Origin of the sequence: Pseudomonas sp. ICMP 10191 (assembly GCF_001467335.1) — a bacterium.
GTDB classification, from domain to species: Bacteria; Pseudomonadota; Gammaproteobacteria; order Pseudomonadales; family Pseudomonadaceae; genus Aquipseudomonas; species Aquipseudomonas cerasi.
Genome location: NZ_LKGW01000135.1, coordinates 186528 through 202925, shown reverse-complemented (window position 1 = coordinate 202925; position 16398 = coordinate 186528). Strand labels below are relative to the sequence as shown.

The window sequence follows — 16398 nt, the reverse complement described above, 5'->3', positions numbered from 1 at the left end:
TACTGTGAATACGGCCTAAATGTCTCAACCGATCCGCCTCAAAGACCACGAAAAGGACGCACGCCTGGTGCGCGGCAGGGTCGTGTTCGGTGCCGTGGCGGTGGTGTTGCTGGTGTGCGTGCTGATTGCCCGGTTGTATTACCTGCAGGTCATCCAGTACGAGTATCACTCCACGCTTTCGGAAAACAACCGCGTTCACGTTCAGCCGATTCCGCCCAGCCGTGGGCTGATCTACGATCGCAATGGCGTTGTGGTCGCCGATAACCGGCCCAGTTTCAGTCTCAGCATGACCCGTGAACGCGCAGGCGAGTGGTCCAGCGTGCTCGACACCATTGTCGAGATCCTGCAGCTCACCCCTGACGATCGCATCATCTTCGAAAAGCGCATGAAGCAGGGGCGTAGGCCGTTCGAGCCGGTGCCCATCCTGTTCGAGCTGAGCGAAGAGCAGATCGCCCTGATCGCCGTCAACCAGTTCCGCCTGCCGGGCGTCGAAGTGGTTGCGCAACTGGTCAGGCATTATCCGCAAGGGCCGCACTTTGCCCACTCGGTCGGCTACATGGGACGGATCAACGAGAAAGAGCTCAAGAGCCTCGACCCGATCAATTACAGCGGCACGCACCACATCGGCAAGACCGGTATCGAGCGCTTTTATGAGCCCGAGCTGCATGGTCAGGTCGGCTACGAAGAGGTCGAGACCAACGCCCGTGGTCGCGTACTGCGTGTGCTCAAGCGCACCGACCCGATCCCCGGCAAGGACATCGTCCTGAGCCTGGACATCAACCTTCAGGAGGCTGCCGAAGCCGCGCTGGGCGGTCGTCGTGGCGCGGTCGTCGCACTGGATCCGGCTACCGGTGAAGTGCTGGCGATGGTCAGTGCGCCGAGCTTCGATCCGAACCTGTTTGTCACCGGCATCAGCTTCAAGGCCTATGCCGAGCTGCGCGATTCCATCGACCGGCCGCTGTTCAACCGCATCCTGCGAGGACTTTACCCGCCGGGGTCGACCATCAAGCCTGCGGTGGCGATTGCCGGGCTGGATACCGGTGCGGTGACGCCTGGCTCGCGGGTATTCGATCCAGGCTATTACCAACTGCCCAATTACGATCACAAGTACCGCAACTGGAACCGCACCGGCGACGGTTGGGTTGATCTGGACACGGCGATCATGCGTTCAAATGACACGTACTTCTACGATCTGGCGCACAAGGTGGGCATTGATCGGCTCGCTGCCTATATGAACAAGTTCGGTATCGGGCAGAAGGTCTCGCTGGACATGTTCGAAGAATCTCCCGGCCTGATGCCTTCCCGTGAATGGAAGCGCGCCACGCGTCGTCAGGCTTGGTTCCCCGGCGAGACGCTGATCCTCGGGATCGGTCAGGGCTACATGCAGGCAACGCCGTTGCAACTGGCCCAGGCGACCGCGCTGGTGGCCAACAAGGGGGTGTGGAACCGTCCGCATCTGGCCAGAACCATTGAAGGCAAGGCGCCTGTGGATGAAAACCCGATGCCGAACATCGTGCTGCGCGATCCGGCCAACTGGGAGCGCGTCAACCACGGCATGCAGGAAGTGATGCACGGCGCGCGCGGTACGGCGCGCAAGGCCGCCATCGGTGCGCAGTACCGGATCGCCGGCAAGAGTGGTACGGCCCAGGTGGTGGCCATCAAGCAGGGCGAGAAATACGACCGCACCAAGGTGCAGGAACGTCATCGCGACCACGCCTTGTTCGTCGGCTTCGCCCCGGCCGACAACCCGAAAATCGTTGTTGCAGTGATGGTCGAGAACGGCGAATCCGGTTCCGGCGTTGCTGCACCCGTCGTGCGTCAGGTCCTGGACGCCTGGTTGCTCGACGAAAACGGCCATCTCAAACCCGAGTACGCCGGTTCCCTGAATCTGGAGGCTGCGGCCCGTGAAGAGTAATTTCGACCGCATCCTGTCCAGTGAAGACGTGATGCGTCGCCGCGCTACCTTTCTGCAGCGCATTCATATCGATGGTCCATTGCTGATCCTGCTGCTGACGCTGGCGGCGGGCAGCCTGTTCGTGCTGTATTCGGCCAGCGGCAAGAACTGGGATCTGCTGATCAAGCAGGCCAGTTCGTTCGGTATCGGTCTGGTGGCGATGGTGGTGATCGCCCAGCTGGAGCCGCGCTTCATGGCGCGCTGGGTGCCGGTACTGTATGTCATCGGTGTCCTGCTGCTGGTAGTGGTGGATGTCATGGGCCACAACGCCATGGGCGCGACGCGCTGGATCAACATTCCCGGGGTGATCCGCTTCCAGCCTTCGGAGTTTCTCAAGATCATCATGCCGGCGACCATCGCCTGGTACCTGTCCAAGCGCACGCTGCCCCCGCATTTGAAGCATGTGGCGGTCAGTCTCGCACTGGTCGGTGTGCCGTTCATTCTGATCGTTCGCCAGCCTGACCTGGGGACGTCGCTGCTGATTCTGGCCTCGGGTGCCTTTGTGCTGTTCATGGCCGGTTTGCGCTGGCGCTGGATCATCAGCGTATTGGCGGCGGCCGTACCGGCGGCGGTGGCCATGTGGTTCTTCTTCATGCATGACTACCAGAAGCAGCGCGTACTGACGTTTCTGGACCCCGAAAGCGATCCGCTGGGGACCGGCTGGAACATCATTCAATCAAAGGCTGCCATCGGTTCGGGCGGCGTGTTCGGCAAGGGCTGGCTGCTTGGCACCCAGTCGCACCTCGACTTTCTGCCGGAAAGCCATACCGACTTCATCATTGCAGTATTGGGTGAAGAATTCGGCCTGGTAGGCATCTGTGCGCTGCTGATCATCTATATGCTGCTGATCGGTCGCGGGCTTGTGATCACTGCACAGGCGCAGACATTATTCGGCAAACTGCTGGCTGGCGCGTTGACCATGACGTTTTTTGTTTACGTTTTCGTCAACATCGGTATGGTCAGTGGCCTGCTGCCAGTGGTGGGGGTGCCGTTGCCCTTCATTAGCTACGGCGGAACTTCGCTCGTGACCCTACTGTCAGCGTTTGGGGTTTTGATGTCGATCCATACACATCGTAAATGGATCGCTCAGGTTTGATTAAGGTGAACTATTCAATGCAAGCAATGCGTAACTGGGCTCGATATGCTCCGGTGGTCGGTCTGGTGGGCATCCTTGGCTCGGTGCAAGAGGCACTGGCGGGCGACTATGAAGGTTCGCCCCAGGTGGCGGAATTCGTCGGTGAACTGACCCGCGATCATGGTTTTGCCGGTGAGCAGTTGATGAGTCTGTTTCGGGAGGTCGAGCGCAAGCAGGCCATTCTCGATGCCATTTCCCGCCCGGCCGAACGGGTCAAGCAGTGGAAAGAGTATCGGCCGATGTTCATCATCGACACGCGCATTGCTCGCGGTGTCGACTTCTGGCGTCAGCATGAGGCGGCCCTGGCGCGTGCCGAGCAGGAATACGGCGTGCCGGCGCAGATCATCGTGTCGATCATTGGTGTAGAAACCTTTTTCGGCCGCAATACCGGTAACTATCGGGTCATCGACGCATTGTCGACGCTTGGCTTTGATTACCCGCCACGCGCCCAGTTTTTCCGCAAGGAGTTGCGCGAGTTTCTGCTGCTGGCTCGCGAGCAGCAGGTCGATCCACTGACTCTCAAGGGCTCGTATGCCGGGGCCATGGGGCTGCCGCAGTTCATGCCGAGCAGTTTCCGCGCCTATGCAGTGGATTTCGACGGCGACGGCCACATCAATATCTGGACCGACCCGGACGATGCAATCGGCAGTGTCGCCAGCTATTTCAAACGTCATGGCTGGGTGGCCGGGCAGCCGGTGGTCAGTCGTGCCACGGCGCGTGGCGACCGGGTTGACGAGGGGTTGAGCCCTGCGCTTGATCCGGTAATGTCGGTCGGGGAGTTGCGACAGCTGGGCTGGGCGAGTCATGATGCGCTGCGCGACGATATGCCGGTGACGGCGTTTCGTCTGGAAGGCGACAATGGTCCTGAATACTGGCTGGGTTTGAACAATTTTTATGCAATTACCCGTTATAACCGCAGTGTGATGTACGCCATGGCCGTATATCAGCTGTCTGAATCGTTGGTTCAAGCTCGAGGCGTCAAGTAATGCGGGCATCGCCAATTCTTCAATCATTCAAGCTTCTGGCGCTGACCGGCCTGGCAGTGCTGGTTGCCAGCTGCTCGTCTCCGTCACGCACAACGTCGTCGCAGTCGCCAAAAGGCGGTGCAGTCGTGCGCTCGATGCCGGGGCTGGATATCAACCGGGCCCACAAGGACGGCGCGCCGTGGTGGGATGTGGATGTCTCGCGTATCCCTGATGCAACGCCGACCCTGCACACCGGGGCCTACAAGGCCAATCCGTACACCGTGCTGGGCAAGACCTACTTCCCGATGAGCGATGCCAAGCGTTACGTCGCTTCGGGCACCGCCTCCTGGTACGGCACCAAGTTCCATGGCCAGAACACCGCCAATGGCGAGGTGTACGACCTGTACGGCATGAGTGCCGCGCACAAGACCCTGCCGCTGCCCAGCTATGTCAAAGTGACTAACCTGGACAACAATCGTACGGTGATCCTGCGCGTCAACGATCGCGGGCCGTTCTATTCCGACCGTATCATCGACCTTTCGTATGCGGCCGCCAAAAAGCTCGGCTACGCCGAAACCGGCACTGCACGCGTCAAGGTAGAAGGGATCGACCCGCAGGAATGGTGGGCGCAACGTGGTCGTCCGGCGCCGCTGATGCTCAATCAGCCGCAGGTCGTTGCCCAGGCGACGCCGCCTGCGCTGTCCACTTCGACCGGCACCGTCGAGCAGTACACGCCACCCCCTCAGCAGCACGCCGCACCTGTCGTGCCGTTGCAGGTTGACGCAAAAAAAAACGCTTCAGGACAAGCCGCTGGGCTGTTTCTCCAGGTGGGAGCCTTCGCCAATCCGGACGCTGCGGAACTCCTGAGGTCGAAATTGAGCGGGATGGTTCGAGCGCCGGTGTTCGTCAGCTCGATAGCGCGCAATCAGCAAACGCTCTATCGAGTGCGGATGGGACCGATCGACACGCAGGGTGAAGCCCAGCAGCTGCAAAACAGCGTCAGGTCGGCCAATCTGGGTCAGCCGAGCGTAGTGACATCGGATCAGTAAGTTTTTTCGACAATCGTTCCCCGGCAACAATGGGGGACGGTATGCAGTCGCAGGCGGCGCAGATTTGCTTTCAGGGCAAGCGTTGCAGGTAACTGCCCACAAGGTCGTGTGTCGAACAGGCGACTTTGTCAGCCAGGGTTACAGCCTGGCGCCACGAGCCGTACCGAGGCGTTTCGCTTCGCCGGTCTGTTCAGTTTTGCCCGCAAGGGCATGTTTGCCCATTAGGATTCTCGAGAGACGGATGAACATCACCACCTTTGCAAAACGTTTGTGCCTGCTTGTTCCACTGATTATCACCCCGACTGTGTGGGCGGCAGAGCAGATGACGCCTGCTGCACCGCAACTGGCGGCCAAGGCCTACGTGCTGATGGATGCGACCAGCGGCAACGTCCTGGTCGAGAACAACGGTGATCAGCGTCTGGCTCCTGCCAGTCTGACCAAGCTGATGACCGCCTACATCGCGACCCTGGAAATCCGTCGCGGCCAGATCGGCGAAAACGATCCGGTGACGATCAGTGAAAACGCCTGGCGCACAGGCGGTTCGCGGATGTTCATCAAGGTCGGCAGCCAGGTCACGGTCAGCGACCTGCTGCACGGCATCATCATTCAGTCGGGCAACGACGCCAGCGTCGCGATCTCCGAGCACATTGCCGGCAGCGAAGATGCCTTTGCCGACATGATGAACAAGACTGCTGCCGATCTTGGCATGACCAACAGCCACTTCATGAACCCGACCGGTCTGCCGAACCCTGAGCACTACTCGTCGGCTCACGACATGGCGATCCTGGCGCGCGCAATCATCCACGAAGACCCGGCTCACTATGCGATCTACTCGCAGAAGGAGTTCTTCTGGAACGGCATCAAGCAGCCTAACCGCAACCTGCTGCTGTGGCGCGACAAGACCGTTGACGGTCTGAAAACCGGCCACACCGATGAAGCCGGCTATTGCATGGTCTCTTCGGCAGTGCGTGACGGCATGCGTCTGATCGCCGTGGTGTTCGGTACCAACAGCGAACAGGCCCGTGCAGCTGAAACCCAGAAGCTGCTGACCTATGGCTTCCGTTTCTTCGAAACCCAGAACTTCTACCAGAAGGGCACTGAGCTGGCTCAGGCCACGGTCTGGAAAGGTACAGAGCGTCAGGTCAAGGCCGGTCTGGCTGAAGATCTGAGCATGACCATGCCAAAAGGCGACATGAAGAAGCTGTCTGCCAGCATGACCATGAACCCGCAACTGGTTGCGCCAATCGCCAAGGGCGACGTGATCGGCAAGGTCGAGGTCAAGAAAGACGATCAGGTGGTTCACACCGCCAATCTGATTGCCCTTGATGCGGTTGAGGAAGGTGGTATTTTCCGCCGCGTGTGGGATAGCATCCGCCTGTTCTTCTACGGCTTGTTCAACTGATCCAGTAACCAATGCCGACCTTCTCGCGGCCTGCTCATGATCTGAGCGGGCCGCGTGTCCGTCGTCACGGCTTGTGAGACCTTTACTGCCATGACCGATACCGACATCAAGTCGCACAAAATCGAATTTCCCTGCAATGACTATCCGATCAAGGTGATCGGTGACACCAGTGTGGGCTTTACGGCGGCCGTGATGGAAGTGCTTAAGAAGCACGCCACGGTCGACCTCAAGACGCTCGCCGAGCGGCAGAGCAGCAACGGCAAATACACCACTGTGCAATTGCACATTGTTGCTACCGGCGAAGACCAGTTGCGCGATATCAATAGTGCCTTGCGCGCTACGGGTTTCGTGCACATGGTGCTCTGATGGCGGGTACGCTGGGTTTTCGTGATCTGGGCCTGATCGATTACGAAACCGCCTGGCACGCCATGAAGCGCTTTACCGACGAGCGTGGCCGCGAGGCTGCCGATGAAGTCTGGCTGGTCCAGCATCCGCCGGTTTTCACCCAGGGACAGTCCGGCAAGCCCGAGCATTTGCTGCTGCCGGGTAATATTCCTGTCGTACAGGTCGATCGTGGCGGCCAAGTGACTTATCATGGCCCGGGCCAACTGGTGGCTTATCTGATGCTGGACGTCAGGCGCCTTGGTTTCGGTGTTCGTGATCTGGTCACCCGGATCGAGAACACCCTCATCGCCTTGCTCGCCGACTACGGCGTCAAGGCAGCAGCCAAGGCTGATGCCCCTGGCGTATACGTTGATGGCGCGAAAGTCGCGTCACTCGGTCTACGCATTCGCAACGGCTGTTCGTTTCATGGCCTGGCGTTGAACGTCGACATGGACCTTGAGCCGTTCCGCCGCATCAACCCTTGCGGATACGCGGGGCTGGCCATGACCCAACTGAGCGATCAGGCAGGGCAGATAGAATTTTCCGAGGTAAGTGCCCGACTGCGTGCGCAGCTCGTCAAACACCTCGACTACGCTGAGCAGGCGACCCTTACGGGCGGAATAAACCATTATGACTGACACCGTGCAAACCCTGATCCCGACGCTGGATGTTTCCGAGCGAGTGGCCCGTCCGAAAGTCGAAGCGGGCGTCAAGCTTCGCGGAGCGGAAAAGGTTGCGCGCATCCCGGTCAAGATCATCCCGACGGTAGATCTGCCGAAGAAGCCCGACTGGATTCGCGTGCGCATCCCGGTTTCTCCGGAAGTCGACCGCATCAAGCAATTGCTGCGCAAGCACAAGCTGCACAGCGTCTGTGAAGAGGCGTCCTGCCCCAACCTGGGCGAGTGCTTCTCCGGTGGCACTGCAACGTTCATGATCATGGGCGACATCTGCACCCGTCGCTGCCCGTTCTGTGACGTGGGCCACGGCCGTCCGAAGCCGCTCGACGTCAACGAACCGAAGAGCCTCGCCATCGCGATTGCCGACCTGCGCCTGAAGTACGTGGTCATCACCTCGGTGGACCGTGACGACTTGCGTGACGGCGGCGCTCAGCACTTCGCCGACTGCATCCGTGAAATCCGCCTGCTGTCGCCGGGCGTACAGCTCGAAACGCTGGTGCCGGATTACCGTGGCCGGATGGACGTTGCGTTGGAAATCACCGCCGCCGAGCCGCCGGATGTGTTCAACCACAACCTGGAAACCGTGCCGCGTCTGTACAAGGCTGCGCGTCCGGGTTCGGACTACCAGTGGTCGCTGACCCTGCTGCAGCGCTTCAAGCAGATGGTCCCGCACGTACCGACCAAGTCCGGTTTGATGCTGGGGCTGGGCGAGACTGACGAAGAGGTCATCGAGGTCATGCAGCGCATGCGTGAGCACGACATCGACATGCTCACTCTGGGTCAATACCTGCAGCCTTCGCGCAATCACTTGCCCGTGCAGCGCTTTGTCCACCCGGACACCTTTGCCTGGTTCGCCGAAGAAGGCTACAAGATGGGCTTCAAGAACGTCGCGTCCGGGCCACTGGTACGCTCTTCGTACCACGCCGACGAGCAGGCCAAGATCGCCAAGGCAATGCTCTGACAGCACGNACGCTCCGCGTGGGCATGCCGTTCTGGACGCTCCGCGTCCTCCCGATTACTGCCCGACAGGCTTGCGCAGGTTCTCCAGCAATTCATGTGTCGGATAACCATCGGCTGGCCAGCCGAACGATTGCTGCGCACTGCGGATGGCCTTGCGTGTGTTAGCGCCGATAATGCCGTCTGGCGCGCCTGCGTCGTACTGGCGTGCCGAGAGCAGGGTTTGCAACTCAATGCGCTCTGAGCGGCTCAGCGGCAGGTCTCCGCGTGGCCAGCTGCCCACTACATAACCCGCGCCCTTGAAGCGATCGGAAAGCAGGCTGATCGCCAACGCGTAGGAGGTCGAGTTGTTGTACTTGAGAATCGCGCGGAAGTTGTCCAGCACCAGGAAGGCTGGCCCGCGATAACCGGCTGGCAACAACAAGGTGGCTTGCTGCTGGCTGGCGGCGACCGGAATGGCTGAGCCGTCCGGTTGTTTCAAGCCCAGTTGTTGCCATTCAGCGAGACTCTTGCGGGTCGTCGAGTCGGCCAGCGAGTAATCGAATCCCGAGCCGAGCACCACTTCAAAGCCCCAGGGCTGACCACGCTGCCAGCCGGAGCTTTGCAGGTAGTGTGCGGTGGAGGCCAGGGCATCGGCAGGGGTGTTCCAGATATCGCGGCGGCCATCGCCGTCAAAATCCACGGCATGGGTGTTGTAGGTGGTTGGGATGAACTGGGTCTGGCCCATCGCACCGGCCCACGAACCCAGCATCTTGTCCGGTGTGATGTCGCCATGCTGGATGATTTCCAGCGCGGCCAGCAATTGGCTCTGTGCAAAACCGGGACGACGGCCTTCGTAGGCCAGCGTTGCCAGTGAGCGAATGACGGATTGCGTGCCCTGGAACGAGCCGAAGTTACTTTCCATGCCCCATACCGCGACCAGCGCCTGACGATCCACGCCGTACTGCTGCTCGATCTTCTGCAGGTCGTCGGCATACTGCGAAAGCAGCGCCTGACCCTTGCGCACACGTACGGCAGAGATGGCACCGTCGAGGTATTCCCAGACCGGGCGGCTGAATTCAGGCTGACTGCGGTCGGCCTTGACCACGCTCATGTCGGGGGTGACGCCGGCAAATGCCAGATCGAATACGTCCGCACGGATACCTGCCTTCAACGCCTGGGCACGAAAGCCGGCCTGCCATTCGCTGAAGCTGACGGCGGGCTGAATCGTGAGGTTGTCATCAACGACCAGCGCTGGCGTAGGCGCCACGGCAGGAGCGTTTGTCTGCACCTTGCTGGATTGAAGAGGCGTGGCATCGGCTGCAGTGGGTTTTTCTGCGCAGGCTACCAGGGCAACAAGACTGGAGGCAGCGATGAGTTGGCGCAGCTGCGGGCGATGGGTAAAACGAGAAGGCATGCTTGAGTCCAAGGGTATTACCGTTAGGTGCAGACCATAACACGGCTAAGCGGTTGAAAGCGCCCCGGAAATGTTGCTCGATATCAGGCTGCCATAAAGCAGGAAGCCTCCCAGCTTTTAGACTGGAAGGCTTCGCGGCGGTAGCTGCCTTTGCCCTTGGCGGGTTGTTCCTGACGACTGCGGAACAAGGGCTGGGCGATGATGGATTTGGCCTTGTTCGGCCGCTTTGGCTTGCTCATGGCGGGTGCTCCTGATGGGTGTTGTAAAGCGATGCAAATCATCGGGCAGAACGGCGCGTGTGTCTAATAGTCGTGTGCTATGACGCTGAGCACGTGATTGGCCGAGTGACTGTAGACCTGTGGGAGCGAGCTTGCTCGCGAAGGGGCATGAATAGAACCATCGCTTGATTATCGTGCCGATGCTCTGCGTCGGCATGCAGTTAGTGACGCTCCACGTCAAAAGAGGACGCAGAGCGTGGGAACGAGAGTCGACAACATCTGCCTACTCCGCAGGCAGTGCCAATCGTTGCCCCGCCATCAGCAGCGCCAGCCTGCTCAGGCTGCTCCAGGGCGAGCCTGCTGCCTGGCCTTTGATCTGCGCATCGATGCGTTGCGCATCCATGAGCAACTGGCTCCAGCGTTTTGCCGAGTGGCGTTGCAGGGCTTTGCTCATCAGTGGCTTGCGCTTGTCCCAGATCGGCGGGCGTGCCGAGCTGAAGACCTTGTCCAGCGGCACGCCCTGACTGAACTGTTGCGACATATTGGCCAGGGCGCGCAGTTCACGGGTCAATGCCCAGAGAATCACCGGCGTCTCGACCCCTTCGCCACGTAGTCCTTCGAGCATGCGCAGGGCATGGGCAGCTTCGCCATTGAGCACGGCATCGGTCAGGCCAAATACGTCGAAGCGGGCACTGTCGGCTACCGCCGCCTGCACAGTCTCGACGGTGATCTGGCCTTCTTCGGCCATCAGCTTGAGCTTTTCGATTTCCTGCGCGGCGGCCAGCAGGTTGCCTTCGACCCGGGCCGCGATCAGTTCGACGGCGTCCTGAGTCGCTGCCAGACCCGCCTGCGACAGGCGCTGGCGAATCCATTGCGGCAGCTGGCCGATGTCCACCGGCCAGATTTGCACGAACTGGGTTTGCGCACCCTCAACCAGAGCCTTGCCCCATTTGGTTTTCTGCGCACTGCCATCGAGCTTGGGCAGGCTGATCAGCAGCAGGGTGTCTTCGGCAGGTCTGGCGCAATATTCCATGAGCGCCGCAGCACCCTTGTCGCCGGGCTTGCCGGAGGGCAGACGCAACTCCAGGAGACGGCGTTCGGCAAACAGCGACATGCTGGCACCCGCCTGGAGCAATGTGCCCCAGTCGAAGCTGGCGTCGGCGCTGAACACCTGGCGCTCATCGAAGCCCTGCTGGCGTGCGGCCGCGCGAATGGCGTCAGCCGCTTCCTGACAGAGCAGCGGATCGTCACCGCTGATCACATAGACGGGCGCAAGTGTGCCTTGCAAGTGCTTGCCGAGTTGGGCGGGGGCGAGTTTCATGAGTCAGAGCATGTCGGGGCCGGAAAGCCGGCCCCGAACACTTATCTGGCTGGAACTTCGACAGGCGACTGCTGAGGCGTCTCGTCGCGGATTCGCTGAGCAGCCTCGAGTGCGTCGGCTTCGGCCTTGGCAACCGCATCGGCCTTGGCCTGCAGCTCGTCCAGGCGCGAAGGGGTCAGTTGCTGCAAGCGAGCCATCAGTTTCTGGATCAGGTCGTTGCGCATTTCCTGACGAACCTGAGAGGCTTCCTGGTCGGAACCGGTCAGGTTGTTGCCGTCGTGTACGTAGGAACGGTCTGCGGTGACTTTATCGCCAAGCAGGAAGCGATCCTTGTCGCCATGCACTTCATAGGTCAGGGTGGTGGTCAGCTGGTATTCAGCCGAGCGACCCGAGCCCGAGTAGCTGATGACCCGTTGAGTCTCGGCTTCGTTGGTCAGCATCAGCTTGTAAGGCGCGCCCGTGTAGACCTTGACGCCAGAGCTGGTCAGCAGGCGAGTGAGTTGCGTCACGGTGTCGCCATAGGCGTTGCGGGCGCTGACATCCAGCTCCTTGATCGCCAGCTCGGTGGTGCCGGTGCCACGCAGATGGAAGCCACAGGCACTCAACAGAACAGCCAGGCCCATCACCAGCAAATTGCGTTTGATCATCTTGATGCTCCCCTTGAATCCGTTTGGGCCGCCAGTGCGTGCCCTGGAAATATGTTCGGCGCCCTGCGTTTGCCGGGCGCCCGATCCAATCAGCTTGCGACGATGTTGACCAGCTTGCCAGGCACGACGATCACCTTGCGAATGGTCAGGCCATCAGTGAAGCGCAATACGTTCTCGTTGACGCGTGCGGCCGCTTCGACTTCTTCGCGACTGGCGCTGGCAGGCATCTCGATGTGACCGCGCAGCTTGCCGTTGACCTGAATCACCAGTTGCAGACTGTCCTGCACCAGTGCGTTTGCATCGAATGCAGGCCAGCCCGCGTCGATCACCGGCTCATTGTGGCCCAGTTGCTTCCACAGTTCGTGGCTGATGTGCGGCGTGATAGGCGCCAGCAGCAGGGCGACGGTTTCCACGCCTTCCTGCATCAGTGCGCGATCCTGCGGTGTGTCCTGCGGGGCTTTTTCCAGCACGTTCATCAGCGTCATCACTTGCGCGACAGCGGTGTTGAATTTCTGGTTCTGGCCAATATCCTGGCTCGCCTGTTTGATCGCCTGATGAATCGCGCGGCGGATGGCTTTCTGCTCATCGGACAATGCCGCAACGTCCAGGCCGGTCGACGGGCCTTGAGCCACGTGCGCCTGGGCCAGACGCCATACGCGGCGCAGGAAACGATGCGAACCTTCGACGCCCGAGTCGGACCATTCCAGGCTCATATCGGGCGGGGAGGCGAACATCATGAACAGGCGGCAGGTGTCGGCGCCGTACTGGTCGATCATGGTCTGCGGGTCGATGCCGTTTTTCTTCGACTTCGACATCTTTTCAGTGCCGCCGATTTCCACCGGCAGGCCATCGCTGGTCAATGTGGCGCTGATCACCTTGGCCTTGGCGTCTCTTTCGAGGGTCACATCGGCCGGGTTGATCCAGGTCTTCTTGCCGCTGGTTTCCATGCGGAAGTAGGTTTCGGCGTTGACCATGCCCTGGGTGAGCAGGTTCTTGAACGGTTCGTTCGAGGTCACCAGGCCTTCGTCGCGCATCAGCTTGTGGAAGAAGCGCGCATAGAGCAGGTGCAGGATCGCGTGTTCGATACCACCGATGTACTGATCCACCGGGAGCCAGTGGTTGGCAGCGTTCGGCTCGACCAGACCACCCTCGTAATGCGGTGAGGCATAGCGCGCGTAGTACCACGAGGACTCGACGAAGGTGTCCATGGTGTCGGTTTCACGCTTGGCCGGTGCGCCGCATTTCGGGCAGCTGCACTCGTAGAACTCGGGCATGCGTGCCAGTGGCGAGCCAGCGCCGTCGGGCACGACGTCTTCCGGCAGGACAACCGGCAACTGGTCTTCCGGGACCGGCACGTCGCCGCAGGTGTCGCAATGCACGATAGGAATCGGGCAGCCCCAGTAACGCTGGCGGCTGATACCCCAGTCGCGCAGGCGGAACTGGGTACGGGACTGGCCCAGGGATTTCTTGACCAGTGCGGCTTCAATGGCGTCGAACGCGTCCTGGAAGGTCAGGCCGGTGAATTCGCCGGAATTGATCAGCTCGCCATGCTCGCCGTAGGCCGGCTGCCATGGGGCAGGTGTTTCGTCGCCGGCGCTGGTGCGGACCACGGGCTTGATCGGCAGACCGTACTGGGTGGCAAACTCGAAATCACGCTCGTCGTGCGCCGGTACAGCCATGACCGCGCCATCGCCGTAGTGCATCAGCACGTAGTTGGCGACCCACACCGGCAGTTTCTCGCCAGTCAGTGGATGCTCGACGAACAACGAAGTCGCCTGGCCTTTCTTTTCCTGCGTGGCAACGTCGGCTTCGGCAACGCTGCCGCCCTTGCATTCATCGATGAACGCCTGCAGGGCTGGGTTGCCTTGCGCGGCCAGGGTTGCCAGCGGGTGTTCGGCCGCCACCGCGACGTAGGTCGCACCCATCAGGGTGTCAGGGCGGGTGGTGAAGACTTTCAGGGCACCGGCTTCGCCGATCGAGGCCTGGTCGTACGGAAACTGCACTTCCATGCCGCGCGAACGGCCGATCCAGTTGCGCTGCATGGTCTTGACCTGTTCAGGCCAGCCCGGCAGTTCGTCGAGGCTTTCCAGCAGCTCATCGGCGTACGCGGTGATCTTGAAGTAGTACATCGGGATTTCGCGCTTTTCGATCAGCGCGCCGGAACGCCAGCCGCGGCCGTCGATGACCTGCTCGTTGGCCAGTACGGTCTGGTCGATCGGGTCCCAGTTCACGGTGCCGTTCTTGCGGTAGATCACACCCTTTTCGAACAGGCGAGTGAACAGCCATTGTTCCCAGCGGTAGTAATCAGGCTTGCAGGTGGTGACTTCGCGCGACCAGTCAACCGCCAGACCCAGGCTCTTGAGCTGGGTCTTCATGTAATCGATGTTTTCGTAGGTCCACTTGGCCGGCGCGACGTTGTTGTCGATGGCGGCGTTTTCAGCCGGCATGCCGAAAGCGTCCCAGCCCAGTGGTTGCAGAACATTCTTGCCCAGCATGCGCTGGTAGCGGGAGATCACGTCACCAATGGTGTAGTTGCGCACATGACCCATGTGCAGCTTGCCGCTCGGGTAAGGAAACATCGACAGGCAGTAGAAGGTGTCCTTGCCTGGCTGTTCACTGACTTCAAAAGACTTTTGCTCATCCCAGAACGTTTGGGCGGCGGCTTCGATTTCACGGGGCTGATAGAGTTCGTGCATGGCTACTTTTTACTAAGGATTAGTGACCCTTGACCTCTTCATTGCTTCGCCGAGTCAGGTCGGCACCGCGTGGCGGACATTTGCAACTGTCTGTGCGGTGCGTTCAGGCTCAAGAGCGCGGAAGTGGAATTACAGGAAGCGCAGTAGCATACATGAGGGCCGTCTATCGAGGGAAACCCTGATTGCGTCCCTTGCGGGCTCAACGCCCGGCCGGCAACCTCATCTGGCCGTTGGTCGTAGTCCCCTACCGGTTCTTGCAGCAGCGCTAAGCTCAAACGCGAGGGTGATGATTATCTTCGATGAGGTGAGTGGATGACAGAGTTGCAGCATGTTGCAAGCCTGACCAGGCTGTATGAGCGTCTGATCGATCGTCTCGGACTGGCACTCGAGACGGCGAGTACCTCGGTCCGGCTCCGAAACGAGTCGCCTGCCGAGCTTGAGCTCAAGGGGTTGAGCCATGCCGAGTTCCGGTTGATCGAAGCCTATCTCGAAAAGGGCAACGGGGACGCAGGCGCAGTTGTCGTCGACATGCCTGCGGGCAGCGCTCTGGCGGCTGCGGAACATGGCAGGTCGCCCCGTGCGTCAGCCACCATCGTGTGGCTGAAAGATCGGCGACGAGCCAGGGCGTCAGTGCGGCTGGGCCGTAACACTTAGGCATTGCCTGCCTGCACGCGGGCCAAGGGCCTGGCCATTTCGGGCTTCCTGCTTCAGGCATTGTCGCGTGTCTGTAAACATTCTAGGCTGCGGGCACTCATGGAGATGTCCCGATGCCCTTGCGCTACCTGCTCAAAACCCTTCTTTTGCCGCCCGGTATCCTGTTTGTCCTGCTGATTCTTGGCTGGTGGCTGCGTCGCTCCCGGCCACGACTGGCGACGGTATCCTTTGCGGTCGGCCTCGGCGGATTGTGGCTGATGAGCCTGCCGGTCGCCTTAGAGTTCGCAGCGCGTAAACTTGAGCAGATCCCGCCCTTGCCGCAACAGCAATGGGCGACGCTGGCGCAGCAGGCCGACGCCATTGTGGTGCTGGGCAATGGGCGCGAGCGCAACTCGCCGACCTGGGGTGCAGACACGCCCACCGGTCTTGGACTGGAGCGCCTGCGTCTGGCGGCTCGATTGGCGAAAGAATCCGGACTGCCGATATTGACCTCCGGCGGCCTGCATTTTGACCAGCCGCCCAGCGAGGCGGCGATCATGGCGCAGTCACTGCAGGACGATTTTGCTGTGACGGTGCGCTGGCAGGAGGGGCTGAGTCGCACCACGTGGGAAAACGCGACCATGAGCGCCGCAGTTCTGCAGCCGCAAGGCATCAAGCGCGTGGTGCTGGTGACTCAGGCCTGGCACATGCCGCGGGCACGCTGGAGCTTCGAGCAGGCGGGCTTTACTGTAGTGAGTGCGCCGGTCGGCTATCTGGGTGTCGACAATGCTCGGCCTTTTGGCGGCTGGCTGCCTGAAAGTCGCGTGTTCACGCAGAGCGGGATGCTGCTCAATGAAGCCGCAGGCTTGCTGGTTTATCCGTGGATCTATCGGAAGGGGCAATGATCATCTGAAGCAGTGGCCATCTGAAGCCGATTCCACCTGCAGGCAGATGAAACCGGCTT

Annotated in this window: 15 protein-coding genes; 10 read left to right on the top strand and 5 right to left on the bottom strand. The window is 60.7% G+C overall.

Annotated elements, in window-relative coordinates; all coding sequences use genetic code 11:
- Positions 1–19: 19 nt before the first annotated feature.
- The 8 genes from mrdA (at position 20) to lipA (ending at position 8527) form a co-directional block, all read left to right on the top strand.
- A complete protein-coding gene (gene mrdA, locus AO388_RS21425) occupies positions 20–1915 on the top strand; it encodes a penicillin-binding protein 2 (protein WP_003431692.1) in 1896 nt (631 codons plus the stop codon).
- A 31-nt stretch (positions 1916–1946) separates the two neighbouring features.
- Positions 1947–3050 (top strand): rod shape-determining protein RodA, encoded by a 1104-nt coding sequence (rodA, locus tag AO388_RS21420; RefSeq protein WP_003368803.1) that lies wholly within the window; start codon positions 1947–1949, stop codon positions 3048–3050.
- A 17-nt stretch (positions 3051–3067) separates the two neighbouring features.
- Positions 3068–4075, top strand: a complete 1008-nt coding sequence (mltB, locus tag AO388_RS21415) for a lytic murein transglycosylase B (protein WP_058417075.1) — start codon at positions 3068–3070, stop codon at positions 4073–4075.
- Complete coding sequence (locus AO388_RS21410; RefSeq protein ID WP_003431690.1) at positions 4075–5103, top strand: septal ring lytic transglycosylase RlpA family protein; 1029 nt, start codon at positions 4075–4077, stop codon at positions 5101–5103. Before mltB ends, AO388_RS21410 begins: the two co-directional genes overlap by 1 nt.
- A 241-nt stretch (positions 5104–5344) precedes the next feature.
- Positions 5345–6505, top strand: a complete 1161-nt coding sequence (locus tag AO388_RS21405) for a D-alanyl-D-alanine carboxypeptidase family protein (protein WP_003431689.1) — start codon at positions 5345–5347, stop codon at positions 6503–6505.
- Positions 6506–6595: 90 nt separating this feature from the next.
- Complete coding sequence (locus AO388_RS21400; RefSeq protein WP_003368799.1) at positions 6596–6871, top strand: DUF493 domain-containing protein; 276 nt, start codon at positions 6596–6598, stop codon at positions 6869–6871.
- Complete coding sequence (gene lipB, locus AO388_RS21395; RefSeq protein ID WP_003368798.1) at positions 6871–7527, top strand: lipoyl(octanoyl) transferase LipB; 657 nt, start codon at positions 6871–6873, stop codon at positions 7525–7527. The genes AO388_RS21400 and lipB overlap by 1 nt, the downstream gene beginning before the upstream one ends.
- Entirely contained in the window at positions 7520–8527 is a 1008-nt protein-coding gene (gene lipA, locus AO388_RS21390) for a lipoyl synthase (protein WP_002555327.1), read from the top strand. Before lipB ends, lipA begins: the two co-directional genes overlap by 8 nt.
- A 54-nt stretch (positions 8528–8581) precedes the next feature.
- On the opposite strand, the gene AO388_RS21385 is transcribed toward lipA, so the two are convergent.
- The 5 genes from AO388_RS21385 to leuS all read right to left on the bottom strand — a co-directional run bounded on the left by AO388_RS21385 (position 8582) and on the right by leuS (position 14801).
- Positions 8582–9919, bottom strand: a complete 1338-nt coding sequence (locus AO388_RS21385) for a lytic murein transglycosylase (RefSeq protein WP_003368797.1) — start codon at positions 9917–9919, stop codon at positions 8582–8584.
- A gap of 83 nt (positions 9920–10002) precedes the next feature.
- Positions 10003–10158, bottom strand: a complete 156-nt coding sequence (gene arfA / locus AO388_RS21380; RefSeq protein WP_002555325.1) for an alternative ribosome rescue factor ArfA — start codon at positions 10156–10158, stop codon at positions 10003–10005.
- 262 nt (positions 10159–10420) lie between these two features.
- Entirely contained in the window at positions 10421–11458 is a 1038-nt protein-coding gene (gene holA / locus AO388_RS21375) for a DNA polymerase III subunit delta (protein WP_003368796.1), read from the bottom strand.
- Between the two features lie 41 nt (positions 11459–11499).
- Positions 11500–12105, bottom strand: coding sequence for an LPS-assembly lipoprotein LptE (locus AO388_RS21370; RefSeq protein WP_003368795.1), 606 nt, complete (start codon positions 12103–12105; stop codon positions 11500–11502).
- An 89-nt stretch (positions 12106–12194) separates the two neighbouring features.
- Positions 12195–14801 carry a leucine--tRNA ligase gene (gene leuS / locus AO388_RS21365; RefSeq protein WP_058398064.1) on the bottom strand — a complete coding sequence of 869 codons (2607 nt, stop codon included), beginning with the start codon at positions 14799–14801 and terminating at the stop codon, positions 12195–12197.
- A 312-nt stretch (positions 14802–15113) separates the two neighbouring features.
- Here leuS and AO388_RS21360 point away from each other — a divergent pair, with 312 nt between their 5' ends.
- Positions 15114–15455, top strand: coding sequence for a hypothetical protein (locus tag AO388_RS21360; RefSeq protein WP_058417074.1), 342 nt, complete (start codon positions 15114–15116; stop codon positions 15453–15455).
- Between the two features lie 113 nt (positions 15456–15568).
- On the top strand, positions 15569–16339 hold the full coding sequence (locus AO388_RS21355) for a YdcF family protein (protein WP_058417073.1): 771 nt from the start codon (positions 15569–15571) through the stop codon (positions 16337–16339).
- Positions 16340–16398: the final 59 nt, after the last annotated feature.